General features: G+C 65.3%; 21 protein-coding genes and 1 tRNA gene. 11 read left to right on the top strand and 11 right to left on the bottom strand.

From position 1 onward, the window contains the following. Positions 1 to 19: 19 nt before the first annotated feature. Both IH615_RS20365 and IH615_RS20360 read left to right on the top strand, forming a co-directional pair. A complete protein-coding gene (locus IH615_RS20365) occupies positions 20 to 694 on the top strand; it encodes a UPF0149 family protein (RefSeq protein ID WP_291364864.1) in 675 nt (224 codons plus the stop codon). Between the two features lie 24 nt (positions 695 to 718). Beyond that, on the top strand, positions 719 to 2,389 hold the full coding sequence (locus IH615_RS20360) for an alpha-glucosidase family protein (protein ID WP_291364862.1): 1,671 nt from the start codon (positions 719 to 721) through the stop codon (positions 2,387 to 2,389). A 335-nt stretch (positions 2,390 to 2,724) separates the two neighbouring features. On the opposite strand, the gene IH615_RS20355 is transcribed toward IH615_RS20360, so the two are convergent. The 7 genes from IH615_RS20355 to IH615_RS20325 all read right to left on the bottom strand — a co-directional run bounded on the left by IH615_RS20355 (position 2,725) and on the right by IH615_RS20325 (position 13,400). After that, positions 2,725 to 4,272, bottom strand: a complete 1,548-nt coding sequence (locus tag IH615_RS20355) for an ABC transporter ATP-binding protein (RefSeq protein WP_291364859.1) — start codon at positions 4,270 to 4,272, stop codon at positions 2,725 to 2,727. After that, positions 4,259 to 5,098, bottom strand: a complete 840-nt coding sequence (locus IH615_RS20350; protein ID WP_291364857.1) for an ABC transporter permease — start codon at positions 5,096 to 5,098, stop codon at positions 4,259 to 4,261. Before IH615_RS20350 ends, IH615_RS20355 begins: the two co-directional genes overlap by 14 nt. Then, the gene (locus IH615_RS20345; protein ID WP_291364856.1) at positions 5,095 to 6,048 is read right to left on the bottom strand and encodes an ABC transporter permease; all 954 of its coding nucleotides are present in this window, start codon (positions 6,046 to 6,048) and stop codon (positions 5,095 to 5,097) included. The genes IH615_RS20350 and IH615_RS20345 overlap by 4 nt, the downstream gene beginning before the upstream one ends. A gap of 183 nt (positions 6,049 to 6,231) precedes the next feature. Continuing rightward, a complete protein-coding gene (locus IH615_RS20340; RefSeq protein WP_291364854.1) occupies positions 6,232 to 7,713 on the bottom strand; it encodes an ABC transporter substrate-binding protein in 1,482 nt (493 codons plus the stop codon). Between the two features lie 85 nt (positions 7,714 to 7,798). Next, entirely contained in the window at positions 7,799 to 9,454 is a 1,656-nt protein-coding gene (locus tag IH615_RS20335; protein ID WP_291364852.1) for an iron ABC transporter permease, read from the bottom strand. An 8-nt stretch (positions 9,455 to 9,462) separates the two neighbouring features. Then, the gene (locus IH615_RS20330) at positions 9,463 to 10,509 is read right to left on the bottom strand and encodes an extracellular solute-binding protein (RefSeq protein WP_291364851.1); all 1,047 of its coding nucleotides are present in this window, start codon (positions 10,507 to 10,509) and stop codon (positions 9,463 to 9,465) included. Between the two features lie 218 nt (positions 10,510 to 10,727). Then, positions 10,728 to 13,400, bottom strand: a complete 2,673-nt coding sequence (locus tag IH615_RS20325) for a histidine kinase dimerization/phospho-acceptor domain-containing protein (protein ID WP_291364882.1) — start codon at positions 13,398 to 13,400, stop codon at positions 10,728 to 10,730. 279 nt (positions 13,401 to 13,679) lie between these two features. Between IH615_RS20325 and IH615_RS20320 the strand changes: the two genes are divergently transcribed. After that, a tRNA-His gene (locus IH615_RS20320) sits at positions 13,680 to 13,756 on the top strand. Positions 13,757 to 13,770: 14 nt separating this feature from the next. On the opposite strand, the gene IH615_RS20315 is transcribed toward IH615_RS20320, so the two are convergent. The 3 genes from IH615_RS20315 to IH615_RS20305 form a co-directional block, all read right to left on the bottom strand. Beyond that, complete coding sequence (locus tag IH615_RS20315) at positions 13,771 to 15,741, bottom strand: TadE/TadG family type IV pilus assembly protein (protein ID WP_291364849.1); 1,971 nt, start codon at positions 15,739 to 15,741, stop codon at positions 13,771 to 13,773. Between the two features lie 47 nt (positions 15,742 to 15,788). After that, positions 15,789 to 16,415, bottom strand: a complete 627-nt coding sequence (locus IH615_RS20310; protein ID WP_291364847.1) for a L,D-transpeptidase — start codon at positions 16,413 to 16,415, stop codon at positions 15,789 to 15,791. Positions 16,416 to 16,540: 125 nt separating this feature from the next. Continuing rightward, positions 16,541 to 16,966, bottom strand: a complete 426-nt coding sequence (locus IH615_RS20305; protein ID WP_291364845.1) for a response regulator — start codon at positions 16,964 to 16,966, stop codon at positions 16,541 to 16,543. A gap of 143 nt (positions 16,967 to 17,109) precedes the next feature. Between IH615_RS20305 and IH615_RS20300 the strand changes: the two genes are divergently transcribed. The 8 genes from IH615_RS20300 to IH615_RS20265 all read left to right on the top strand — a co-directional run bounded on the left by IH615_RS20300 (position 17,110) and on the right by IH615_RS20265 (position 24,302). After that, entirely contained in the window at positions 17,110 to 17,754 is a 645-nt protein-coding gene (locus tag IH615_RS20300; RefSeq protein ID WP_291364843.1) for a DNA-3-methyladenine glycosylase I, read from the top strand. 352 nt (positions 17,755 to 18,106) lie between these two features. Continuing rightward, positions 18,107 to 18,367 (top strand): hypothetical protein, encoded by a 261-nt coding sequence (locus IH615_RS20295; RefSeq protein ID WP_291364841.1) that lies wholly within the window; start codon positions 18,107 to 18,109, stop codon positions 18,365 to 18,367. 93 nt (positions 18,368 to 18,460) lie between these two features. Then, positions 18,461 to 18,715, top strand: a complete 255-nt coding sequence (locus IH615_RS20290; RefSeq protein WP_291364839.1) for a hypothetical protein — start codon at positions 18,461 to 18,463, stop codon at positions 18,713 to 18,715. 117 nt (positions 18,716 to 18,832) lie between these two features. Beyond that, positions 18,833 to 20,320, top strand: coding sequence for a histidine--tRNA ligase (gene hisS, locus IH615_RS20285; RefSeq protein WP_291364837.1), 1,488 nt, complete (start codon positions 18,833 to 18,835; stop codon positions 20,318 to 20,320). 55 nt (positions 20,321 to 20,375) lie between these two features. Next, a complete protein-coding gene (locus IH615_RS20280) occupies positions 20,376 to 21,440 on the top strand; it encodes an ATP phosphoribosyltransferase regulatory subunit (protein WP_291364835.1) in 1,065 nt (354 codons plus the stop codon). Next, positions 21,437 to 22,144: an ATP phosphoribosyltransferase gene (hisG, locus tag IH615_RS20275; protein ID WP_291364833.1), complete on the top strand. Its 708-nt coding sequence runs from the start codon at positions 21,437 to 21,439 to the stop codon at positions 22,142 to 22,144. The genes IH615_RS20280 and hisG overlap by 4 nt, the downstream gene beginning before the upstream one ends. A 199-nt stretch (positions 22,145 to 22,343) precedes the next feature. After that, positions 22,344 to 23,540: a glycosyltransferase family 2 protein gene (locus tag IH615_RS20270; protein WP_291364831.1), complete on the top strand. Its 1,197-nt coding sequence runs from the start codon at positions 22,344 to 22,346 to the stop codon at positions 23,538 to 23,540. Between the two features lie 15 nt (positions 23,541 to 23,555). Then, positions 23,556 to 24,302 (top strand): TSUP family transporter, encoded by a 747-nt coding sequence (locus IH615_RS20265; protein ID WP_291364829.1) that lies wholly within the window; start codon positions 23,556 to 23,558, stop codon positions 24,300 to 24,302. Here IH615_RS20265 and IH615_RS20260 read toward each other — a convergent pair. Further along, positions 24,299 to 25,156 carry an SEL1-like repeat protein gene (locus tag IH615_RS20260; RefSeq protein WP_291364828.1) on the bottom strand — a complete coding sequence of 286 codons (858 nt, stop codon included), beginning with the start codon at positions 25,154 to 25,156 and terminating at the stop codon, positions 24,299 to 24,301. The genes IH615_RS20265 and IH615_RS20260 overlap by 4 nt on opposite strands. Positions 25,157 to 25,208 lie beyond the last annotated feature (52 nt).

The following is a 25,208-nucleotide window of genomic DNA, read 5'->3' as shown; positions in this document are numbered from 1 at the left end:
GCCCAACCGGAAGCCTGCCGTGGATAGTTTCGAAGAGCTCGACCCTGACCTGATGCGCCTTGAGGCGATGCTGGACGCGCTCGGCGACGACGCCATGGTGCTGGGTCAGCTCGATGGCTATCTCTGCGGCATCGCCGTATCGCCCGGGGTCATCGAAGGGGCCGAGTGGCTGCCGGGCGTGTTCGGCAGCGACGATGGCGCCAGTGCCGGCGATGCGGCCATGCTTGGCGTCGACATGGCTGAACTCACCAATCTTGTCCTGTCGCGTTATGCGGCGATCCAGGCGGAACTGGCCGAAGGCCATTACCAGCCGCTCTACGACATCGACGGCGAAGACATCCTCTGGGAAATCTGGATGGATGGTTTCGAGACCGCCATGGCATTGCGCCTTGATGCTTGGGACAAGCTGCTGCGCAGCCACAAGGAGTCCCGCGCTCAGGAGGCCGCCTTCGGCATCACCGACCTGCTCGCTGCCAGCGACCCCAGGCTGAGCGAAGCCGAGCTGGCCGATCCGGCACTGGTCGCCTTGCAGAAGCAAGCGCCGACGCTGATCCCCCAGCTGGCCGGCGAACTCTATCGTGCCCACCGGCTTACCGCCCCACAAGCGCCACTGCGTGTTGCTTCGGTGGGCCGCAACGACCCGTGCCCCTGCGGGTCCGGCCTCAAATACAAGCGCTGCCACGGCGCTGCCTGACACGCCCGTCTCCCGGAGCTCCCCATGACTGCCACCCCGCTGATGACTGAGCCGAAAATGATCGAAGAGCCGACGGTCGACCGGGATTGGTGGCGCGGGGCGGTGATCTACCAGATCTATCCGCGCTCCTTCCAGGACCAGAATGGCGACGGCGTCGGCGATCTGGTCGGCATCACCAGCCGGCTCGACTATGTCGCCGACCTGGGCGTCGATGCCATCTGGCTGTCGCCGGTCTTTACCAGCCCGATGAAGGATTTCGGCTACGACGTCTCCGACTATCGCGGCATCGATCCCAGTTTCGGCACGCTTGAGGATTTCGACCACCTGGTGCACAAGGCCCATTCGCTGGGCCTCAAGGTGATCATCGACCAGGTGATCAGCCATTCCTCCGACAAGCATGCCTGGTTCGCCGAATCCCGCCAGAACCGCACCAATGCCCGCGCCGACTGGTATGTCTGGGCCGATCCCAAGCCCGATGGCACCCCGCCCAACAACTGGCTCTCCATCTTCGGCGGCTCCGCCTGGCAGTGGGATAGCAGGCGCATGCAGTATTACCTGCACAATTTCCTGGTCTCCCAGCCCGACCTCAACTTTCACAACCCTGATGTGCAGGAGGCCCTGCTGGGTGACATGCGCTTCTGGCTCGAGCGCGGCGTCGACGGCTTCCGGCTCGATACGGTGAATTTCTATTTCCACTCGCAGGGCCTTGAATCCAATCCCGTGGTCAAGCCCGAGGACTTCAACGCCTCGACCGCTCCGGCGGTGAACCCCTACAATTTCCAGGAGCACCTGTTCGACAAGTCGCGCCCGGAAAACCTCGCCTTCCTCGAGCGCCTGCGCGCCATGATGGACGAATATCCCGGCACGACCACGGTCGGCGAAATCGGCGACAGCCAGCACCAGCTTGCCATCATGGCCCAATACACGTCCGGCGATGACCGGCTGCACATGGCCTATACCTTCGACTATCTGGGCGGCGAGTTCTCGGCCGAGCATTTCAGGGCATCCATTGCCGCCACCGAAGCCGGCGCACCCGATGGCTGGATCTGCCTGGCCTTTTCCAACCACGACGTGGTGCGCCATGTCAGCCGCTGGGCCGTCCATGGCCAGGAGGCGGCCTTTACTCGCCTGGCTGCTACGCTGATCCTCTGCATGCGCGGCTCGGTCTGCCTCTACCAGGGCGAGGAACTGGGCCTCAAGGAGGCCGAACTGGCCTTCGAGGATCTGGTCGATCCCTATGGCATCGAATTCTGGCCGCAGTTCAAGGGCCGCGACGGCTGCCGCACGCCCATGGTCTGGCAGGCCCACGCCGCCAACGGCGCCTTCTCGACCGCCAACCGCACCTGGTTGCCGGTGCCGGCTGAACACCTGGTCCATGCCGTCGATACCCAGGACGGGGTGGATGGTTCGGTGCTCGAATTCTATCGGGCGCTGCTCGCCTTCCGCAAGGCGCACCCGGCGCTCGCCAAGGGCAGCATCGAACTGCTTGCCGCCAGTGGCGACGTCCTTGCCTTCATCCGCACCGAGGGTGCCGAACGCCTGCTCTGTGTCTTCAACATGGGCGCCAATGCTGCCGAGTTCATCGTGCCATCAGGCCTCTCGCCTGTGGCCGCCGGCTGCCCGGGCGTCCTCGCGGCGGTGATCGATGGCGAAATCGACCTCGAGCCGTTCGGCGCCTATATCGGGGTGCTGTAGCCCGCACATGCCGAAGCGTCGCCCGGCCGGCTGGCTTGCAGTTGCGCGGATGATGGGCGGCCCTTTCGCCAAGGAATAGCCTTTTGCGTGATGGTGCAGTCGTCTCCCTCCCCCTTGCGGGGAGGGACCAAGGGTGGGGGATGGTTGGCCCGGATATCGGGGCTCGTATCCCCCCACCCAGCTGCGCTACGGCCTGACGGCCTAGCTACGCTGCCCTCCCCGCGAGGGGGAGGGTGGGCTCCAGTCGAGGGGCGAAATGGCGCCGATAGCCACCGATCTGCTCCTCCCCCTTCAGGGGAGGTTGGGAGGGGGCGCCACAGGCGCCACAGGTTGGCCTACCCGATCTCCGGCAGCCTTGCCGCCACCAGTTCCCGCGTCAGCCGGTGCTGCGGATGGACGAAAATCTCCCCCGGCCGGCCTTCTTCCACGATCCGCCCGGCTTCCATCACCAGCACCCGGTCGGCCATGGCCCTGATCATGTCGAGGTCATGGCTGATGATGAGATAGGTCAGCCCGAAATCGGCCTGCAGCCGCGCCAATAGCGCCAGCACCTCGCCGCGCACCGAGACGTCCAGCGCCGAGACTGGCTCGTCCAGCACGACCAGCTTGGGTCGCGTCACCAGCGCACGGGCAATCGCCAGGCGCTGCCGCTGCCCGCCGGAAAATTCGTGCGGGTAGCGCTCCAGCATCGGCACGGTAAGTCCCACCGCCTCGACCGCTTCTTCCAAGCGCGCCCTCTGGGCCCTGGCATCCAGTTCCGGCTCCAGCCGCAGCGGTTCGGCGATCGAGTTTCCGATGGTCATGCGCGGATTGAAGCTGCCGAATGGGTCCTGGAAGACCAGCGACATGTCGCGCCGCAGGGCCTTGGGCAGGTCCGAGCCGTGATGGCGTTGGCCTTCCAGCCGCACCTCGCCCGCAGTGGCCCTGTCGAGCCCGACAACGATCCTGGCCAGCGTGGTCTTGCCGCAACCCGAGGGCCCCACCAGCGCCAGGCACTCGGCGGCGTTGATGGAAAAGCTCACGCCATCCACGGCCCGCAGCGGTTTCCGGGCCCAAGGGCCCATGCCGCCCTGCCGGTAGTCGCGCGTGATCCTGTCGACCTCCAGCAAAGTGGTCCCGATCGGCGGACGCGACAGTGGCCTGATGTCGAAGCGCGAGGCGGCGACCAGCTTCTGCGTATAGGCCTGCCTCGGGGCGGCAAACACGCTCGCCGCCTTGCCCGTCTCCACCAGCCGGCCCCGATGCATCACCGCCACGCGCGAGCAGAGCGCGCCGACGGCCTTGAGGTCATGGCTGATGAACAGCAGCGTCATGTGCCGCCGGTCACAGATCGACGCGATCAGGTCGAGTACCTTGCGCTGGGTGATGAGGTCCAGCGCCGAGGTCGGTTCGTCGGCGATCAGGATATCGGGTTCGCTGGCCATCGCCATGGCGATGATCACCCGCTGCCGCTGCCCGCCCGAAAGCTGATGGGGGTAGCGTTCGCCATGCTCGGGCTCGAGGCCCACTTCGCGCAGCAGTTGCGGGACATGCGCTTCCGACAGGTTGATGCGGATGGATTCCGCGATCTGGTCCTTGACCCGCATCAGCGGATTGAGTGCTGTCATCGGCTCCTGGAACACCATGCCGATGCGCTTGCCGCGCAGCCGCGCCATTTCATGCTCGAGGCGGGGTTGCGGGCGCTCGTCCAGCCTGATGGCGCCACTCATCTGCGCACCCTCGGGCAATAAGCCCGTCACCGCCAATGCCGTCAGCGTCTTGCCCGAGCCGCTTTCGCCGATAATGCCGAAGCGCTCGCCGCGCTGCAGGCTGAAGCTCACATCGCTGACGGCCTCGGTCTGTCCGAAGCGCACGGAGAGTCCGGAGACTTCAAGCAAGGACATTGGGATTTCCCTGCCGCAGGCGTGGATCGATGGCGTCGCGCAACCCGTCGCCGGCGATATTGAGGGCGATGACGATGAGCACGATGGCAAGCCCGGGCACCAGCGTCAGCCACGGATGGATCAGGAACACCCCCTGCGCGTCGCGCAGCATCAGCCCCAGGCTGGTGGCGGGCGGCTGGGTGCCCAGCCCAATATAGCTCAGACCCGCTTCAGCCAGGATGCCCAGCGACGTCTGGATGGTGCCCTGCACGATGATCAGGCTCATGATGTTGGGCAGCAGGTGCCGCCAGGCGATCATCGCCCGGCCCAGTCCGGCCAGCCGGCCCGCCGCCACGAAATCGAGCGTGGCAATGCTGAGCGCCCCGCCGCGCGCGACCCGCGCGAAGACGGGAATGTTGAAGATGCCGATGGCCACGATGGCGTTGATGGCGCCCGGCCCGATCAGCGCGGTGATGAGAATGGCGACGATGACGGCGGGAAAGGCGAAGACAAAATCGGTCAGCCGCAGCACCAGCCACTCCACCGCGCCGCCCCAGGCCACGGCTGCCAGCCCCAGCGGCACGCCCAGGCCAACGCCAATGGCAACAGCAACCGCGGCGACGAGGAAGCTGGTCCAGGTGCCGGACATGAGCAGGCTGGCCAGGTCGCGGCCCAGATTGTCGGTGCCCAGCCAATGCGCGGCGCTCGGCCCGAGATAGCGCCGCCCGATATCGATCTGTTCGATGGGGTAGGGCGTCCAGACCAGCGACAGCAGCCCGATGACGAGGAAGATCACCGTGGCGACAAGTCCGATGACCAGGCTCGGATGGCTCAGCAGGCGCCTCACATTGTGCTCCTTTCCCGCAGGCGCGGGTCCACCAGCGCATAGGCAATGTCGGTCAGCAGCATGGTCGCGGTCACCGTGACGACAAGAATGATGGTGGCGCCGCGCACCAGGATCAGGTCGCGCTCCGAAATGGCGGTGAAGATCAGCCGGCCTAGGCCGGGCAGGTAGAACACGTTTTCAACGATGATCGTGCCGGCGACCAGATAGGCAAACTGCAGGCCCAGAATGGTCAGCACCGGCAGCAGAGCATTGCGGACGCCATGCCGCCACACCGCCTCGCCCATGGTGAGGCCCTTGGCCCGCGCCGTGCGGATATAGTCCTGCCCGGTGACGTCCACGAGCGCCGTGCGCATCACGCGCGCCAGGATCGAGGCCTGCGGCAGGGCCAGCGCCAGGCTGGGCAGGACCAGGCCCCGCAGCGCCGCGCCGCTGTCTTCGTTCCATGGCGTGAACCCGCCCGGCGGCAGCCAGCGTAGCGTCACCGCGAACAGCAGCGTCAGCAGCATGCCGAACCAGAAATTGGGAATGGCCACTCCCGTCTGGGCCGTGACCATGATGATGGTGTCGAGCGCCTTACCCCGCCGTCTCGCGGCCAGGATGCCCAGCGGCAGACCGACGGCCATGGAGATCACCATGGCGAAGACCGCCAGTGGCAGCGTCACCCCCAGCCGTCCCCCGATCAATTCGGCCACCGGCGCCCGTTGCGTGTAGCTGGTGCCGAAATCACCCTGCAGCATGCCCAGAATCCAGCCGATGAAGCGCTCATGCGCGGGCGCATCCAGCCCCATCTGGCCACGCAAACGTGCCACCGCTTCGGGCGTGGCATTGATGCCGAGCATGAACTGCGCCGGATCGCCGGGCAGCAGATCGAGCAGCCAGAAGATGACGATTGCTGCCACCAGCAGGGTAACCGCGAAGCCAAACAGGCGGCGGAGGGCGAAGAGGATCATGCGGAGATGCCTTCACCTCTCCCTTTGGGGGAGAGGTCGGCGCGCAGCGCCGGGTGAGGGGGCCTTCGTTCGGCTCGGTGCGTGGGGAAGGCCCCCTCACCCGACCCAAGAGGGGCGACCTCTCCCCCCAGGGAGAGGTGATTCAGCGCCCGCCCCAACCCCCGAGGCAGAAGAGTTGAGACGTCACTCAGTCCAGGCGATGTCGCGGAGCACCAGGCCTTCGATCGGCGAGTTCTGCCACATGCCCGTGAGCTTGGCATTCCACACGCCGGTCTGGGCCAGCTCGAACAGGTAGCCGTTGACCGCATCATTGGCGAGAATGGTTTGCGCCTCGATGGCCAGGTCCTTGCGAACGGCTTCATCGGTCGTGCCGTTGAGCTTTTCGATGAGGGCCTGGAACTCGGGATTGTCATAGCCGAAGTAGTAGTCGGGGTTGGCGTAGTTGCCAATGTCGAACGGCTCGACATGGCTGACGATGGTGAGGTCGAAGTCCTTGTTGGTATAGACATCTTCCAGCCACTGCGCCCATTCGACGTTGATCAGCTCGAGCTTGATCCCCACTTCGGCGAACTGGCTGGCAATGATCTGCCCGGAGGTGCGGGCATAGGCCACCGGCGGCAGCTTCAGCGTGGCGCTGAACCCGTCGGGAAGGCCGGCCTCGGCCAGCAGCGCCTTGGCGGCCTCGAGGTCATGGGGATAGGTCGCGGTCAGGTCGACATAATAGGGGTTGTGCGGCGCGAAGGGTGCGCCGATCGGCGCGCCATAGCCATTGGTGGTGCCATCGATGATGGCCTGGCGGTCCAGCGCATGGGCCATGGCCTGGCGCACCTTGAGGTTGTCGAAGGGCGGCTTCTTGTTGTTGGTCGAGAGGATTGTCTCGCCCTCGGTCGTGCCGACAAGCACGTTGAACTGCGGATTGCCCTCGAACACGGCAAGCGCATCGGTCGCGAAATTGTTGGTGCCGTCGATATCGCCGGCCAGCAGCGCATTGGTCATCGTGGCGGTATCGCCGATGAACACATAGCTCGCCTTGGTCAGGTGGACCGGCTCGCCCCAATAGGGACCATAGGCCTCCAGGATCACGCGGCTGCCCTTGTCCCATTGCACGAAGGCGAAGGGGCCCGTGCCGATGGGCTCATTGGCATTGTTGTCGGCACTCTCGGGCGCCACGATCACCGCGTCGCCACGGCCCAGATCGAACAGGAACCGCCCGATCGGCCGGTCGAGCTTGAGCTCGATGGTCAGCGGATCGATCACGGTGATGCTGGTGATGGGCTTGTAGAATTCGGGATGGGCATTGGTGCTGTCCGCAGCCAGGATGCGCTCGAAGCTGAACTTGACGTCTTCGGCATCGAAAGAGGTGCCGTCGTGGAAGGTGACCCCGTCATGCAGCTTGAACGTGTAGGTCAGCCCGTCCTCGGAGATGGTCCAGCTCTCGGCCAGGCCCGGCTGCACGGCGCCGGTCTGGTCGATACGGGTCAGCCCCTCGAACACGTTCTGATAGACCACGATGTCGATGGCCTCGGCAGCGCCCGCTGTCGGATCAAGTGCCGGTGGCTCGAGCGCCACGCCGATGCGCACCTCGGTCGGCTGCGCCATGGCCATGCCGGCCAGGGCCGTCGTCAGCACCAACGCCAGCCCGAAGGCCTTGATTGTCTTGTTCATCGTTCTTCCCCGCGCTTGCGCCCTGTCGGCGCTCTTGGCCGCATCATATAGGGAACCGTCACTAACATGGCAGCAGGTCCGCCTGTTATACTTTCCTACGGTCCCCCAGCCGCGTAGCAAGAATGACCGGGATCAGGCCCGCCAATACGATGACCAGCGCGGGCAGCGCCGCCTGGGCAAACAGTCCGACATTGGCGCGGGAATAGACCAGCGTGGCCAGCGTCTCGACTCCAAGCGGCCGCAGCAGCAGCGTGGCCGGCAATTCCTTGACGATCTCGACAAAGACCAGCGTGGCAGCACTCAGGATGGCCGGCATCAGCGTCGGCAGGTCGATGCGGAACAGCAGCCCCAGCCCCCGCTCGCCCAGCACCCGCCCGGCATCCAGCATGGCATTGCCGCGCTTGCGCATCGCCGCATCCAGCGTCGAATGACTGACAGCGAGGAACCTGATGGCATAGACATAAAGCAAGGCCGCCATCGATCCACTCAGGATCAGCCCCGGCCGCCAGTCGGCCAAGGCCATGGTCATCCGGTTGAACCACAGATCGGCCTGGCCCAATGGCTGCAGCAGCCCCAGCGCCAGCACCGTGCCGGGAATGGCATAGCCAAGTGTAGCCAGCCGGATCGCGCCCCGGCCCACCCCGCCCGACCGATGCGCCAGCTTGGCCGCGACCAGCCCGATTGCAACCGTGATTGCGGCGCCCGAGGCCGCCAGCGTCACCGTCGGCACCAGTGCTGCCAGCGTCATGCTCACCGTTTCCGGCAGGACGAGGCGGAAGGCGAGGTAAGCCAGTTGCCCCACCGGTACCCCGAAACCCAGCGTCAGCAGCAGCAGGCAGAAGCCCGGCGCCAGCCAGCGCCGCGCACCGACAAGGATTTCCCGCGCCGGCGGCACCCGGCTGTCGCGGCGCCCGAGATAAATCCGGTCGTGCCGCGCCCGCTGCTCTGCCACGATCAGCAGCCCGATCACCAGCACCACCGTCACCGCCAACTGAGCCGCCCCGCCGAAATCGGAGCGGTTGATCCACGTCGAATAGATGATGGCGGTGATGGCGTTGATGCCGAAATACTGCACGGCGCCCAGATCGTTGACGACTTCCATCATCGCCAGCGTCACCCCCACCACCAGCGCCGGGCGCGATGTCGGCAGTGTCACCGTGAAAAAGGTGCGCACGCCGCCCGCGCCCAGTGTCCGCGCGGCGATGTTCAATGAGGCCGACTGCATCAGGAAGAACGCGCGGCACGCGACATAGACATAGGGGTACAGCACGCTCGACAGCACCAGCGCCGCCCCCCACTGGCTCTTGATGTCGGGAAACCAGTAGTCCCGCAGCGTCGTCGCCCCGTTCACCGCCCGCAACGCACTCTGCAGCGGGCCGGTGAAGTCGAACACCTCAACATAGGCATAGGCGGCCAGATATGTCGGCACCGCCAGCGGCAGCACCAGCGCCCAGTCAAACACCCGCCGCAGCGGGAACTCGTAATGCGTCACCAGCCAGGCCGCGACCAGCCCGGCGCAGCCGGTGATCAGTCCGACCGAAATCATCAGCAGGCCCGTCTCGCGCAGGGCCGTGGGCAACATGCTGGCACCCAGCCCATTGCTGCCGCCAATGGCCAGCAAGGCCGACCAGCCCAGCCAGGCGATAGGCAGACCCATCAGGGCCGCCAGAAAAAGCGGAACGACCGGCAGGGCGCGCGCCCTGCCGGTCAATGCGGTCCAGACCTCGTGGTCGGTTGCCAAGCGGGCTCCTAGTCCTGCGGGCCTTCGTTGAACTTGAGCTCATCAACCAGCGCTGCCGCGGCAGCACGATTGGCAGCCACTTCGGTCAGCGGCACGGCCGACGCCTTCAATTCGCCCCAGCTCAAAACCAGTTCGTTGATCGGCGCACTGGCCACAACGGGGAACTCATAATTGGTGTCAGCATAGATCGACTGGGCTTCGTCCGACAGCAGGAAGGCGATCAGGGCGTTCGCATTGTCCACGTTTGGCGCGTGCTTGGCGATGAAGCCGCCGGCCACGTTCACCTGGGTACCATCCGATTCGGCATTCGGGTAGATGATCCGGGCAGAGTTGGCCCAGTCCTTCTGCTCCGGCTCGGCTTCGTTGTTGAGCATGGCGCCCATGTAATAGGTGTTGGCAATCGCCAGGTCGCAGGTGCCGTCGAGAATGGCCTTCACCTGGGCGCGGTCACTGCCATCGGGGGCGAAGGCCAGGTTGTCGCGCACCTTGGTCAGCCATTCACGGGCCTTGTCCTCACCATTGACGGCGATGTAGTGGGCGATCAGGCCGATATTGTAGGCATGGTCGCCCGGCCGGGTGCAGATGCGGCCATCCCACTCTTCCGATGCCAGGTCCTCATAGGTCAGCGCGGTGGCGTCCACCCGGTCCTTGGAGACATAGAAGACGCGGCTGCGCAGCGACAAAGCGGTCCAGTTGGCATCGTCGTCGCGGAAGGCTTCCGGCACACGCGCAACCAGGTCCGGCGTAGTGATCGGCTGCGTCAGTCCCTGCTCCTCGGCACCCACCAGGTTGCCGATATCCACCGTCAGGACGACGTCGGCGGGCGACAGTTCGCCCTCGGCCGCAACGCGTTCCAGGAGGCCGTCACCCGCATAGAGCACATTGGCCTTGATGCCGGTTTCTTCGCTGAACTTGTCCAGCAGCGGCTGCAGCAGGCTCTGCTCGCGATAGCTGTAAATGTTCACTTCGCCGCTCTGGGCGAAAGCGGGGGCGACGGAGCCGGTCAGGACGACCGAGCTGAGCAGGGCGACAGCAAGGCGCGTGGTCTTGGTCATGTTCGTTCTCCGATACGGCGGAGTTCAATGCCCCGCTACTGCGGCGCCTTTTCCGCAATATGACTGTTCGAGTCAATATTGTGGAGCCAAATCAATGAGTTACAGTCTGGAATGGTTCAAATCTTCGGACGTGTTATGCAGCAAAATCAGCATATTAGCTGAGTGTGGCATTCCACTTATTTTACCTGCGACAAAAAGGCAGCGCAGGCGCCACGCGACTATTCGGGCTGCGGCAAAGCAGGGCGCTCGACCAGGTCGGCGGGGATGATGAGCGTGAACAGCATGCCCTGTTCGCCGGCCGGGTCGACCGACAGCGAGAAGGCATTGACCGCCAGCAGCGACCGCGTCAGCGCCAGCCCGACGCTGGAGCGCACCGGGGACATCACCTGTCCGTCCTTGCCCATCCCGTCGCGGAACACCACGAACCGTTCGGCCATGTCCACCGCATTGGTCGAACTGTCGCGCACATGTACGGCAATGCCGCCATCATCCTCGCGCTGCGCCGAGATTACCACCGCGCCGCCAGTCGGGGTCTGGTCGATGGCGCTGGCCAGCAGGTTCAGCACGGCCTGTGCCAGCGAGGCCCGGTCGGCGGTGATGCGCGGCAGGTTTTCCGAGATGGCATTGCGCAGGATGACCCGCGCGCCGCTGGCCTGCTGGCGGATGCGGATCACGCAGCTCTCGAGCAGGCTGGTGAGTTCGATGCTCGCGCGCTGCGGCAGGTAGCGGCCATCGCGCAGGCGGGCATAGTCGTCCAACTCATCCACCAGCGCCGCGATCTCCTGGCCGGCATTGGCAATGTCCTGGGCATAGCTTTCATAGCGCTCGTTCTTGAGCGCGCCGAAGGCTTCCGAGCGGATGAGATCGGAAAAGCCGATAATAGTATTGAGCGGCCGCCGCACCCCACGGCTGATCCGCGCCAGCAGCGTCGGATCGGCATCGGAAGGGCCAGCAAGCCGTAGCGGCGCTGGCTCGCGCCCGCGCACAAAGCCGAAATAGCCGGCGATCACGCCCGCCTGACCCTGCCCGAACAGGGTGATCTCCGCCGTGCCCGAGGCTGAGCGCAGCGTCAGGCATGGCCGGGCGGTTTCCGCAAAGCGGGCCGGCCGCTCGAGGAATTCCCGCAGGGACGCGACGTCGCTGGCGGCCACCAATGTGGAAAGCGCCTTGCCCTCCAGCGGGCCATCGAGGCGCAGCAAGCCAGCGCTGCGCGGCGTTGCCGCACTGATGACACCGGCGCGCGTTGCCTCCAGGAAACCATCGCCGCGCATGTCGGCAAAGGTCTGGGCAAAGGCGCTGACGGCAGCCTCGTGGCTGGTGCGGACTTCGGTCGTGCTCGCCGACAGCATCAAGGCCGGGCGGCCCTGCCAGGAAATCGACTGCAGCCGCGCCGTCACCGGCACCAGCGTTCCGTCGCGCTGCACCAGGTGATTGACCGGCCCCGCATCCTGTCCTTCCGGCCCCGCGGCGGGAAACACCGCGGCCAGCCCGGCGGCGCGCAGACTTTCGACCGATTCATAGCCCACCATCTCGGTGATGGCGCGATTGGCAAACAGCACCTGCTGGTCGCGGAACACCAGGATGCCCAGCGGCAGCCGGTTGAGCACCAGCGTTTCGCCGCCCAGATTGATCAGCGCCCCGCCGCGTGGAGTCTCCACCGGCGGCTTGGCGGGCGGCGCGGCATCGCCGATGCGGTCGGTGAGGATGCGCGACAGCTCGTCGAAATTGTAGCGCGAAACGCGTTCGACCGCTTCGATATCGGCGGCGGGGACAGGCGCTAGTTCCGCCATCTCCTTGGCCAGGCTCTCAAGGGCTTCGTCCTCGGCGAGGGGCGCGGGAGGGGCCGGCTCGACCTGGGTTTCGCCGTCCGCCTCCGGCTCGAGCGCTGCCAGGTCCGCCAGATCGGCTTCGGCATCGGTCTGCTCCAGCCCCGGATGCCGCGGAACAAAGCCTCGGCCGGTGACCTTGAACAGCGTGCCTGCCGCGGGCGCGGCCTGGATGCCGGAACCGGGCGGTGGATTGTCGTCTGCATCCGTCAACGGCGAGAACAGGGCGTCGTCGGCTGCCAGCCTGTCGACCAGCCGGCTCAGCCGACTGGTGGTCAGCGCACCGCTTTCCGGCGCTTCCACCTCGCCGCCAACCTCACCTTCCGGCGCGGGCACGTCCTCGGCCGGGGTCGATTCGCCAGCAGGCGGCAAATGGCTCCCGGCCGCCGGGACGGGCTCTGGCTCGTCCGGAACGCCAGGCTCCACCAGTTCCAGAACCGGCTTCCCGTCGTGCTCGGCATCGCGCCAGTTTTCCAACTCGCGGGCATAGGCGTTCTCATCGGTATCGATCAAAGCGCCGACCGTGTCATGCGCGGGCTGAGGCAGTTCTACATCCGGCTCGGCCAGTGCGCCTTGGGCGGCCGCGAGATCGGCCTCCGTGTCCGGGGCAGGGGCCCCCTGCCACTCCGCCTCGGCTTCGGCCGGCGTTTCGATGCTTTCAGGGGCCTCCGCATCGGCTTCCGCGGCGGCAGCCGCCAGGATGTCGGAGGCGATCGGGTCGACCCCCACGACAAGCAGCGCCGTCTGCCCGTCCTGCCAGACCAGCGGCGTGGTGGCGCAGGTGCTGGAGGCAGGCTTGTCCCCGGCGATGAACTGAATGCGAGCCAGGCTCGTCCGCCCGACCGAGCCGAGCCTGATATTTCGGGCAATCTGCCCCTTGATCGGCACCGCCAGCGGCGCCAGCTTCAGCCCATGCTTCTTGAGCTTGGCCAGGAACAGCGGTGCGGCCGCGTTCTGCCACAGCAAAGACTGGCCGTCCTGCGACCACAGCCAGGCCGGGCGCGAATCCTCCTCATGCTGCTGCACGCGGCGGGCGCTCGGCGATGTGATCCAGTCAGCATCCATATAGGACAAGTCTCTCCGTTCCGGGATGCGGCGGGCAGTTCCGTGCCATTTCAGGACAAGTTGCACCCGAAAGCTAAGGTTTCTTCAATATAGGGCGCGTTCCCCAGGGTCCAGTGCGGCGGAGCATCCGGACCCCTGCCTTCGGCTGGGATGGTTAAACCGCATCGCGGCCACCGGCCCTTGTCCGCGGACAAAATCGGTGCTTGTCATCCCGGAATTCTCGACCTATGTTCCGCCCGCTTTCGGGACGAGCGTTTCGCCGCCCCTCGCAGAGCATTTGCCGCCTTAGCTCAGTTGGTTAGAGCGCTAGATTGTGGATCTAGAGGTCCCCCGTTCAATCCGGGGAGGCGGTACCATTCCCTTAGCATTGTCACTGAGCCAGGCGCAGGGCCGACAGGTCGTTGGCGATCGCTTCGAATGTCGCCTTGAGTTCGCTGGAGGCGGTCGGAAAGCGGGCGCGGTCGGGCGTGGATGCGCAATTGGTCAGCAGGGCCTGCACCACGGCGGGCGTGCTCTGGGTCACCGTGTTGGTCGCCAGGCCAATCGTATAGACCGTGATCCCCGCCGCCTTGGCATTAGCGCAGGTCTGCGCCGTGCGTTCGTTCATCTGCGTGACCAGTTGCGCATTGGTCGCGTTGAGCGGGCCAAGGCGGGTGACATTGCCGCCGCTGGTCGAGTTGGCGTTGGTGTTCTGCGAATTGTAGGGGAAGCCATAGGCGCTGTTATAGGCCGATCCGTTCATGTTGTTGGTCTGGTAGGCGGTGTTTTCGCCATCGGTCATGATGATCATGACCTTGCTGATCGCCTCGTCATAGGCACCACCCTGGGTGAACGGCTCGGTCGGCGACAATGCCCGCATGCCCCATACCGTACCCATATGGATATTGGTGCCGCCTTCGGCCTGCATGTTGTTGATCGTGCTGATCACTGTCGCCGGCGTCGCCGTCAGGGGCAGGATGGGCGTCCGGGTGCAGTCGGCATTGGGGCCGCGCGAAAAGCTGGACCCGCTGACGCCGTCGTAATATTTGCAGATGCGCTCCTGCAGTTCGCGTTCGCTCAGCCCGGTGGGTATGTAGCTTCCCGTGCAACTGCCGGTGCGGGTCTGCACCGAGCTATTGCCGGACCAGTTCGTATAGGTGGGATTGCGGCAGGAGCAGCCGGGCGGCTTGGCCCCATAGAAGCCGTTGGGGTAGAGGCTGTTGCTGATGAAGTCGACCGAACCGCCGGTTATCTTGCTGCCCGTCACCGTCGGCGTGTTCCAGCCCCACCAGTTCGAGGTGCGCTGCTCGTAGAATTCGCAGCGTGGGTTTCCATTGGACGGCCGGTCGCAGACTGCCGGGCTGTCTGTCACATAATTGTTGTTGGCCGTATCGGGTGAGAACAGGGGCACGAACAGCGTGTCGCCGCTGACTGGCGCCGTATCGGCGGTGTCGAGATATTCGGTGCTCAGTGTGCCAGTCTTGACATGGGGGCGCGCTTCCACGCAGCCGCGCCAGCTTTCGCCGCTGGCACTGAACAGCGTCTGCCGCTTGGGGAACGAGTAGCCGCCGGTCCAGCTCAGAACCAGGCGATCCTCATCGTCGTCATTGTCGAAATTGTCGTAGTGTATGGATGACGCGCCCGTCTTGTCGATCCAGCTGGCATTGGCATTGCCGCTGCCCACATTGACGAACATGGTGAAGGGCACGATGCCGACGCGCACGTCGGCCACCAGTTTGGCGCCTGTGGCGGGAACGCAGGTATTGCTGTTACCCGGGGCGTCGACCACCTTGTCATACATCAGGATATAGGTTGCGCATCTTGCCGCCTCGACCAGCCGGGTCATGCGGCTTTCCCACTGCATCGACCCCGAATTGTCGAGCACCATGACCACTTCGAGTTTCAGCTTCTTGCGTGTCGCTTCCGACCGGACCTGGGCACTCATGCTCGGCACGCCCACCAGGCTGATGAAATTGGTCGGCATGTCCATCTCGGCCACCAGGAGCAGGGAGCCATCCTCGATATTGACCTGGACGTCCGCCACCTCGGCCGTGACGCCGAACTGGCCTGTCCCGCTCACGATGCCGAGGCGGTCTCGCAGCAGCGCCTGTGCCTTGGTCTTGATGTCGGCCGTATTAAGCGGCTCCTCGAAAATCAGCGGCTGCAGCGCGAGGGCCGCGGCATCGAGCGCCACCTGCGAGCGGTTCCGCGCCTGCTCGAGGGCAACATAGTCCACCACGGCGCCGGCCAGGGCCACCAGGACAATTGCCATCAACCCGAACAGCACGGCAAATACGCCGCGTTCGTCACGCCCGAAACGTCTGGCCAGGGAGAGGAAGCGATGCATGGCGCGGGCACCCACGGATTCTCGGCCCCGGTGCGGAGCAACCCGAATGTCGCGGAAAATCCTTATGAAAGGACCACCACTTTCGTGTAAAGTTTGACGCGATCGTAGAGGTCGATGACATCGGCATTGGTCATGCGGATGCAGCCCGAGGACACGTTCTGGCCGATGCTCCAGGGCTCGGTAGTGCCGTGGATGCGGTACAGCGTCGAGCCCAGATAGAGGGCGCGCGCGCCCAGCGGATTGTCCGGGCCACCTGCCATGTGGCGCGGCAGTTCCGGCCGGCGCTGCAGCATCTCGGCCGGCGGCGTCCAGCTCGGCCATTCCGCCTTGCGGGTGATCTGGTGCGTGCCGCTCCACTCAAAGCCGCTCTTGGCGACGCCGATGCCATAGCGCAGTGCACGGCCGTCTCCGAGCACGAAATAGAGGAAATGCGCCCGCGTATCGACCACGACGGTGCCGCTGCGCTCGCTGGTGGGATATTGCACCACCTGCCGCAGATAGACCGGATTGATCTGCATATTGCCCTGTAGCGCCAAGGCATGGCGCGGTGCACCCTGGACAACGGTGACGCCCGGCGGCGGCGCGAAGCGCCAGCCCGGCTGCAACCCCGCGCCCTGCGCCGGCAATAGTGTCGACAGGCAAACCACCAGCGCCAGCAGACCCTTGCCGGCCGTCTTCATCCCGATCATGGCGACTTCCACATTCCCGCCGGCTATCCGGCTTTGGCTGCAGAATGCCGCAAAATGGCCAACGCGCCGTGAAGCGGCATGGTTAAGCCATTGATGGCATTGTTAGTTAGCGGATCGTAAGCAGGCTAGAGGAACACCGAGTCGTCGCCCGCCGCCCGGGCCGCCTCGCCCAGGACGCGGCTCAGCGCGATGCCGAGCTGGTCGGTGGTGAAGGGCTTCACCAGCACCTCGTTGACCCCCAGTTCGCGGGCCCGGGCGATATTGTCCCGGCTGGCATAGGCCGTCATCAGGATGACCGGCGTCCGCGACGCCGCGCCCAGTTTTGGGTCGCGCAGCACCGTCATCACGCCCGCGCCGCTGACATCGGGCATGTACCAGTCCATCAGCATCAGGTCGAACGGCGCGCCCAGCAGTTCGAGGATCGCCGCAGCACCGCCATCGGCCTCCACCACCTCGCCGACGCCGAGCTTCTTGAGCCCGCTTGCGGAAATGGCGCGTGCATAGGCGTTGTCGTCCACCACCAGCGCTCTGAGGCGTCCCGGAATGATCACGGCTTCACGTCCTCGAAATTCCGCCCCGCTGCAAGCCGCGGGGCTGGCCGTCGCAAAGTCTCTTGTCGAATATATCGGGTCGCAATTCCAAACAGATGAGCGGCAGTCTAAGCATTCCCACGTCCTCGATTAGTGAAAGTGCGATGCCCATGTCAATTGAGTCGGCCCCCGACAAGTCGGTCCGCGATGGTTTGCCGCGTTGCCCCTGGGCTGGGGATGACGCGCTTTACCGCCACTATCACGACCGTGAATGGGGCCGGCCGGTCACCGCGGACACCCGCCTGTTCGAGAAGATCTGCCTCGAGGGCTTCCAGTCGGGGCTCTCCTGGATCACCATCCTGCGCAAGCGCGAGCGGTTCCGCGAAGTCTTCCACGGCTTTGACATCCCAAAGGTCGCTGCCATGGATGAGGCCGACATCGAGCGCCTGCTGCTCGACCCGGGCATCATCCGCCATCGCGGCAAGATTGCTGCCACCATCAACAATGCCCGGCGCACCCTGGCCATCCAGCAGGAATTCGGCTCGCTCGCCGCCTATGTCTGGCGCTTCGAGACCCGTCCCGAGCATCGTCCCGATGACCTGAGCTGGGAGAGCCTGCGCAAGCTGGCGCAGACCGAGGCCTCGGTGCGACTCTCCAAGGATTTGCGCAAGCGCGGTTTTGCCTTTGTCGGCCCCACCACCTGCTATGCTTTCATGCAGGCGATGGGCCTGGTCAACGATCACATTGAGGGCTGCTTCTGTCGGGACGAGGTCGAAGCCGAGCGCCACGCCTTGGTGCGGCCGGCCTGACTAACCTGTTGCCGATACGCCACATTCGCTGCCATGTGCGACAAGCCGCCACATGCCCGCTTGCGGATCACGAAATCGAGAGCTAGAAGCGAAACGTCCATCAACGCGAACCCGAGGGAGGCAACTACATGACAGCAGTATTTGAACTCCGCCAGGGTCCCAACGCGTGGCATTGCGCGCGAGGTTAAGCCTCGCTCCCCAAGCCACCTCGGTCCCCAGTGACCGCGGACACTTCTAGCCAACCAAACGCGATGGTCTGACCCGGGTCTTTTCTCGTCCCGCATCCGTCCATCCTCCACCTAACCCAACCCAACAGAGGCCGGTCCGCGTCCTGACGCGCCCGGAAACCGTCATGTCCTACAACAGCCTCCCTGAGGGCAGCATCGTGCTGCGCCTCGAATTCTCCATCGCCGACGCCGTGCACCAGCGGGGCCTGCTCTCCGTGCTGGGCGCTGCCATCAGCGCCTGGTGGAACCGCCCGCGGCTGCCAGCCAACCTGCCCGCCTCTCTGCGGGCCGATGTCGGCCTGCCGCCCGAGCAACTGCCCGTCCACTGGCTCGATGTGCCCGGCCATTCAGGCATTCCGGATCCCCTGCGGAGACCCGGGATGTAAGCGCGGGGGAGGCCCGGTCCCGGCCGGACCTCCCCACTTGCCCTGTTCAAGATCAGAAGGCCGGCAGGCGCTCGATCGCTGCCGGAAACCGTCATGTTTGAAAATGCACTCGATGAGGGCAGCGTCATGCTGCGCCTCAACTTTGAGGTTACCAACGCCGTCCACCGACGGGGCTTCATCCCCGTTCTGCGCGTCGCCCTGGCGGCGTGGTGGACCCGTCCGCGCATCCCGGCTGACCTGCCCGCCCGCCTGCGGGCCGATATGGGCCTGCCACCGGCTCCCAGGTCGTGGTTCTGGCCTGAGCCGGACGACGTTAGGCCCCTTCCCGTGATCACGTGGAAGATGTGACCCCTATGTCGGGAAGGCCGGGAGAAATCCCGGTCTTCCCGGCTGCTCCGCCACCACTGCCTGTTGTTTCCATGGCCTTGATCCGCTAACAACACCGCGACTTCTCAGGACTTCCAGATGACCGAAAAGACCAAGCTGATCACGCCCCGCCTGCCGCGCGGCTTCGAGGATCGCACGCCCGGCGAAATCGCCGCCGTTGGTGCCATGATCGACAAGATCAAGGCGGTCTATGAGCGCTATGGCTTCGACCCGGTCGAAACCCCGCTGTTCGAATATACCGAGACGCTCGGCAAGTTCCTGCCCGACACCGACCGGCCCAATGCCGGCGTGTTCTCCCTGCAGGACGATGACGAGCAGTGGATGAGCCTGCGCTACGACCTCACCGCGCCGCTCGCCCGCTACTTTGCCGAGAATTTCGAAACCCTGCCCAAGCCCTACCGCTCCTATCGCCAGGGCTACGTCTTCCGCAACGAGAAGCCCGGCCCGGGCCGCTTCCGCCAGTTCACGCAGTTCGACGCTGACACGGTCGGCGCGGCGGGGCCGGAGGCCGACGCCGAGATGTGCATGATGATGGCCGACGTCATGGATGCGCTGGGGCTGGCGGGGAAGTACGTGGTGCGGGTGAACAACCGCAAGGTGCTGGATGGGGTGCTAGCCGCCGCGGGCGTCATCACAGATGAGCAGAAGCTCACCGTGCTCCGCGCCATCGATAAGCTCGATAAGTTTGGCGCAGAGGGCGTCAAATTGCTTCTCGGCGCTGGCCGCAAGGACGACAGTGGTGATTTCACCAAGGGTGCCGGCTTGGCGCCCGCGCAGGTGGGCCTGATAACAGACACCGTTTTGAATGAACGGTACTATTCTGGCGACACCGATCAAGAGTTCGACGATCGAAAGACCTTGGACGAAGCAGTGAAGTCCAACGAGACTTGGAATCAGGGCTTTGCCGAGCTGGACACCATGCAGGCGCTCTTCAACGCTGCGGGGTATGGGCGTGATCGCATCAAGATCGACCCCTCCGTCGTCCGCGGCCTCGAATATTACACCGGTCCGGTCTTCGAGATCGAACTCACCTTCAAGGTGCAGAACGAGAAGGGCCAGGACGTGGTCTTCGGCTCGGTTGGCGGCGGTGGCCGCTATGACGGCCTCGTGTCCCGCTTCCGCCGCGAGCCGGTGCCCGCCACCGGCTTCTCCATCGGCGTCTCCCGCCTCGCCAATGCGCTCAAACTGACAGGCAATCTGGGCGCCACCGAACCGGCTGGCCCGGTCGTCGTCCTCGTCATGGACAAGGACCAGACCGCCCGCTACCAGGCCATGGTCTCCGAACTGCGCAATGCCGGCATCCGCGCCGAAATGTTCCTGGGCAACACCAAGAATTTCGGCAAGCAGGTCGCCTATGCCGACAAGCGCAATTCGCCCATCGTCGTCATCGAAGGCAGCCAGGAGCGCGAGCAGGGGATCCTGCAGATCAAGGACCTGATCGCCGGCAAGCAGGCCGCTGCGGCCATATCGGACAATGCCGAATGGAAGGCCGCACGGCCGGGCCAGTTCGAAGTCAGGCGCGAAGAGCTGGTCAGCGCCATCAAGAAACTGCTGAGCGAGCAATGATGCGCCGTGCTCTCAACCGTGCCCCCTTCACCTCTCCCTTTGGGGAAGAGGTAAGATGACCGGCGCCGCCCTCCGTCGGGCCAATCTCGAATCCCTCGTGGAAGCGCAGGGCGCCACGCGCGCCACGCCGCCACTGCTGCTGTCCGCCGACCCCTATTTCGATCTCGCGGGCGAGGAATTTGGCCGCCGCCTGTTGCTGACATCAGATGCGAGCGGCCGGGAATATTGCCTGCGGCCCGATTTCACGCTGCCCATCGTCGAGGCCTATATCGCCGATGGCGTCGGCGAGCCGGCAGCCTTCTCCTATATGGGTCCCATCTTTCGCCAGCGCGACACCGGCGCCGCCGAGTTCGATCAGGCCGGCATCGAGCTGCTGGCCCAGCCCGATGGTGACGTGGCACTCGATCAGGTGCTGACCTTCGCCCGCGCTGCCTGCTCCATCTTCGGCATTGCTCCCGATATCCGCCTGGGCGGCGTGGGCCTCTTCGAAGCCCTCCTGGTCCAGGCCGATATGCCCGATGCCTGGCGCCCGCGCATCCGCAACCGCTTCGGCCATACCGAGGCGCTCGACCGCCTGCTGACCCGGCTCGAAGCCGCCCCCGATGCGGCCCGCCAGCAGCAGCCCAGCCGCAAGGCGCTGGTCGAAGACGTTACCGAACAGATGGTCGCCGCCGGTCTCAGCCTCTCCGAAGGCCGCACGCCCGACGAGATCGCCGATCGCTACCTCGAACAGCAGGCGCTCGACGCGGCCCACGTTCCGCCGGCAACGCTGAAGCTGCTGCGCGATTATCTGGCCATTTCGGGCCCGGTCCTCCAGGCCCTGACCCAGGTCGAGGCGCTGGCCGCGCGCCACAAGCTGATGCTCGGCGCCCCGATCCGCGCCATCCGCCGTCATCTCAATGGCCTGGGCGAATGCCGCGTCAGCTTCGATGCCAGCTTCTCGCCGCGCCTCGATTACTATACCGGCATCGTCTTCGAGATGACCGGCCCCAAGGGCGAAGTCCTTGCCTCCGGCGGCCAATATGATCGCCTGCTCGAACGCCTTGGCGCCACCGCCCCCATCGCCGCCTCCGGCTGCTCGGTCTGGGTCGATCGCCTCGAAGCGGAGGTTGCACCATGACCGGCATCACGCTCGCCGTGCCCTCCAAGGGGCGCCTCGAAGAACTCACGCGTGAGTGGTTTGCCGCCAACGGCCTCACTATCACCCGCCCTGGCGGCGCCCGCTCCTATCTCGGCGCCATCGAGGGCCTGCCGGAGGTGACGGTACGCTTCTTCCCCGCCTCCGAAATCGCCCGCGAACTGATCCGCGGCACCATCGATTTCGGCGTGACCGGCCGCGATCTCATCCACGAGACCAGCGAGAGCGGTCCCGCCTCGGTCTCCATCGCCAAGCCCCTTGGCTTCGGCCAGGCCGATGTCGTCGTCGCCGTACCCGACGCCTGGATCGACGTGACCCACATGCACGACCTGGCCGATGTCGCGTCCGACTTCCGCAGCCGTCATGGCCGCTGGCTGCGCATCGCCACCAAATACATCACCATTACCCGCCAGCATTTCGCCAAAGCGGGTATTGCCGAATACCGCACCGTCGAGAGCCTGGGCGCCACCGAGGCGGCCCCCGCTTCGGGGGTAGCCGATATCGTGGTCGATATCACCACCACAGGCTCGACACTCGCGGCCAATGGCCTGCGCGTCCTCGAAGATGGCGTCATGCTGCAGAGCGAAGCCTGCCTGATCGTCTCGCGCACCGCCAAGCTTTCGCCCAAGCGCCGGAGCCAGCTGGACGCCGTGCTGGCCCGGCTGGGCACCACGGCCGGATTCTGAGAGGGTGCTGCCGATGAACGGACAATGGGTCGAAGCCTTGGTCATCGCCGCCGCCGTCGTGGCGATCTTCTACATTCTCTGGCGCAACAACGAAGGCCGAAATGGTCCCGGGCCAGGAGACGGTGGCGGGAACTGAACCGCCATTGTCACTGGTCCCCGATTCACGGCACAAGACGACAATGAGGCCGAGGGGGGCGCGTTGGCCGACATCGAACTGACCATCCTGATGCCCTGCCTCAATGAGGCAGAGACCCTGGCCGCCTGCATCGGCAAGGCCCGCGCCTTTCTCGACCGCAGCGGCATAGCGGGCGAAATCCTCGTCGCCGACAATGGCTCGACCGACGGTTCCCGCGAGATCGCCGAGCGCCTGGGCGCCCGGGTGGTGCCGGTTCCCGAGCGCGGCTATGGCGCCGCGCTGGGCGGCGGCATCGAGGCGGCCCGCGGCCGCTTCATCATCATGGGTGATGCCGACGACAGCTACGACTTCTCCCGGCTCGATGCCTTTGTTGCCGAACTCCGCGCTGGCGCCGATCTGGTAATGGGCAATCGCTTCAAGGGCGGGATAGCGCCCGGCGCCATGCCCTGGCTGCACCGCTATATCGGCAACCCGGTCCTCAGCGCCATCGGCCGGCGGTTCTTCGGCGCCTCGATCGGCGATTTTCACTGCGGCTTGCGCGGTTTCTCGCGCGCCGCCATCGTCTCGCTCAACCTGCGCACATCGGGCATGGAATTCGCCTCCGAAATGGTGGTCAAGGCCACCCTGGCCCATCTCGATATCCGCGAAGTGCCCACGACCCTGGTCAAGGACGGGCGCTCGCGTCCGCCCCATCTTCGCTCCATCCGCGATGGCTGGCGGCATCTGCGTTTCCTGCTGCTGTTCTCGCCGCGGTGGCTTTTCCTCTATCCCGGCATCGCCCTACTGGCAGTCGGCCTGGTGGTCGGGGCGATCCTGCTGCCCGGCCCGGCCTATATTGGTGACATCTCGTTCGACATCCACACGTTCCTGGTGGCGGCGCTCTGCATCATCGTGGGCCTCCAGTCGATCTCCTTCGCCATCATCGGCCGGCGCTTCGCCTCGCGCTACGGCTTCATCCCCCGCTCCGGCAATTACGATCGCCTGCTCGAAGCCCTGACGCTCGAACGCATCCTGCTGGCAGCATTGAGCCTCATGCTGGTGGGCATCATTGCCCTGATCTGGGGCGTATCAGTCTGGGCGGCGCGCGATTTCGGGCCACTCAACCCCAGCCGCACCATGCGTCCCGTCATCCTGGCCATGACCGCGCTGGTCTCGGGCTTCCAGATGATGATGAGCGGCTTCATGTCCTCGATGATCAATATCCCGATCTATGAGCGCCGCATCGCCGACGACCCGACACCGCGCCAGAACGCGCCCTGAACCATCCCGGTCTTTATGCTCGATCCCCTTATTCTCCTCGCGCTCGCCGCGGTCGGCATGCTGGCCGGCTTTGTCGACGCCATTGCCGGCGGCGGCGGCATGATCGCCTTGCCCGCCTTGCTGTCGGCGGGCCTGCCGCCCGTCGCAGCGCTCGCCACCAACAAGCTGCAATCGGTGTTCGGCACCGGCATGGCGGCGCTCACCTACTGGCGCCGCGGTTTCGTGTCGCTCAAGGCTCTGGTCCCGGCCATTGCGCTGACCTATGCCGGCGCCCTGGCCGGCGCGCTGGTGGTCAAGCAGATCGACGTCAGCCTGCTCGATGTGGCCGTTCCCGTCGCGCTGATCGGCATTGCGCTCTATTTCCTGTTCGCTCCCAATCTCTCCGATGCCGACAAGGCGGCGCGGCTGCCCTTCGGGCTCTTCGTGCCGGTCATGGGCATGGCCATCGGCTTTTATGACGGCATCTTCGGGCCGGGCACCGGCTCCTTCCTCACCATCGGCTTCGTCATGCTGTTCGGGCTGGGCCTGACCCGGGCTTCGGGCAATACCAAGATACTCAACCTGGTTTCCAACCTCGCTGCACTGACCATCTTCATCCCGGCGGGCGACGTGGTCTGGCCCGCGGCCATCGCCATGGCGGCGGGGCAGGTGGTTGGCGGCTATATCGGCGCGCGCACCGGCATCCGCTATGGCGCGCGCATCATCCGTCCACTGGTCGTGGTGGTGTCGATCGCCCTGGCGCTGCGGCTGCTGTTCTTCTAGAGGGCCGAGCCGAACGCCGCCTCGATGGCGCGCTGCGTTGCCGGCCCGAAGCTACCGTCGATCGTGCCCGTATAGAACCCGTCGCGCTTCAGCATTTCCTGGATGGCCCGGCGATAGTTCGGCGAGGTATCGGCATTGCGGATATCTCTGAACTCGTCGAGCGCCACCTGCAGCCCATTGGTGAGCGCCAGATAGGCCAGTTCGGCCGCCCGCTGCGTGTCCTTGCCGACACCGTCGCCATAGAGATAACGCAGCGACAGCGACCAGTGCCCATTGGCGTCGCCGCCATCGGACGCCTTCTGGTACCAGGCCGTCGCCTCTTCGGCATCCTTAGCGACGCCATTGCCGGCCAGGTACATGTCGCCCAGCGCATACATGGCATAGGCATAGCCATTATCGGCGGCCAGGCGGAACCAGCGCTGCGCCTCGGCATAGCTCTGCCGCACGCCATCGCCGACATTATACATGCTGCCGACATTGCTCTGCGCCGCCGGCAACCCAGCCTCGGCGGCCTTGAGATACCAGTCGAAGGCCTTGTCAAAGTCCTGTGCCACGAACTCGCCGCGGTCATACATCAGGCCCACACGGTTCATCGCATAGGGGTCGCCCGCTTCGGCGGCGAGGGAATACATCTCGAAGGCATATTCGTAGTCGGGCGTCTGCCCCTCGTCGACGAAATAGGCCGCGTCGCCCTCGTCGAGGATCGTCTCGAGATCATCGGGATCGTTGGGATCCAGTTGCTGCGACTGGGTCGCCGGGGGCGTGCCCTTGGTCTTGGTCTTCTGCGCGAAAGCATCCCCCGTGGCCGCCAGATTGAGCGCCAGCAGCAAAACCGCAGCCAGAACAACACGCATGGACATCTCGAACCCCCTTGCTCCAATTCCTCGGAAAATGAAACGTCGGCAC

It is taken from the genome of Devosia sp. (assembly GCF_014860165.1).
GTDB lineage: Bacteria > Pseudomonadota > Alphaproteobacteria > Rhizobiales > Devosiaceae > Devosia.
This window is presented reverse-complemented; position numbering and strand designations above follow the sequence as displayed.

Coding starts and splice junctions, on each gene's coding strand:
- IH615_RS20360 (WP_291364862.1), top strand. CDS start 719: ATGACTGCCACCCCGCTGATGACTGAGCCGAAAATGATCGAAGAGCCG.
- IH615_RS20355 (WP_291364859.1), bottom strand. CDS start 4,272: ATGTCCTTGCTTGAAGTCTCCGGACTCTCCGTGCGCTTCGGACAGACC.
- IH615_RS20345 (WP_291364856.1), bottom strand. CDS start 6,048: ATGATCCTCTTCGCCCTCCGCCGCCTGTTTGGCTTCGCGGTTACCCTG.
- IH615_RS20340 (WP_291364854.1), bottom strand. CDS start 7,713: ATGAACAAGACAATCAAGGCCTTCGGGCTGGCGTTGGTGCTGACGACG.
- IH615_RS20330 (WP_291364851.1), bottom strand. CDS start 10,509: ATGACCAAGACCACGCGCCTTGCTGTCGCCCTGCTCAGCTCGGTCGTC.
- IH615_RS20325 (WP_291364882.1), bottom strand. CDS start 13,400: ATGGATGCTGACTGGATCACATCGCCGAGCGCCCGCCGCGTGCAGCAG.
- IH615_RS20310 (WP_291364847.1), bottom strand. CDS start 16,415: ATGATCGGGATGAAGACGGCCGGCAAGGGTCTGCTGGCGCTGGTGGTT.
- IH615_RS20300 (WP_291364843.1), top strand. CDS start 17,110: ATGCCCATGTCAATTGAGTCGGCCCCCGACAAGTCGGTCCGCGATGGT.
- IH615_RS20295 (WP_291364841.1), top strand. CDS start 18,107: ATGTCCTACAACAGCCTCCCTGAGGGCAGCATCGTGCTGCGCCTCGAA.
- IH615_RS20290 (WP_291364839.1), top strand. CDS start 18,461: ATGTTTGAAAATGCACTCGATGAGGGCAGCGTCATGCTGCGCCTCAAC.
- hisS (WP_291364837.1), top strand. CDS start 18,833: ATGACCGAAAAGACCAAGCTGATCACGCCCCGCCTGCCGCGCGGCTTC.
- IH615_RS20280 (WP_291364835.1), top strand. CDS start 20,376: ATGACCGGCGCCGCCCTCCGTCGGGCCAATCTCGAATCCCTCGTGGAA.
- hisG (WP_291364833.1), top strand. CDS start 21,437: ATGACCGGCATCACGCTCGCCGTGCCCTCCAAGGGGCGCCTCGAAGAA.
- IH615_RS20265 (WP_291364829.1), top strand. CDS start 23,556: ATGCTCGATCCCCTTATTCTCCTCGCGCTCGCCGCGGTCGGCATGCTG.
- IH615_RS20260 (WP_291364828.1), bottom strand. CDS start 25,156: ATGCGTGTTGTTCTGGCTGCGGTTTTGCTGCTGGCGCTCAATCTGGCG.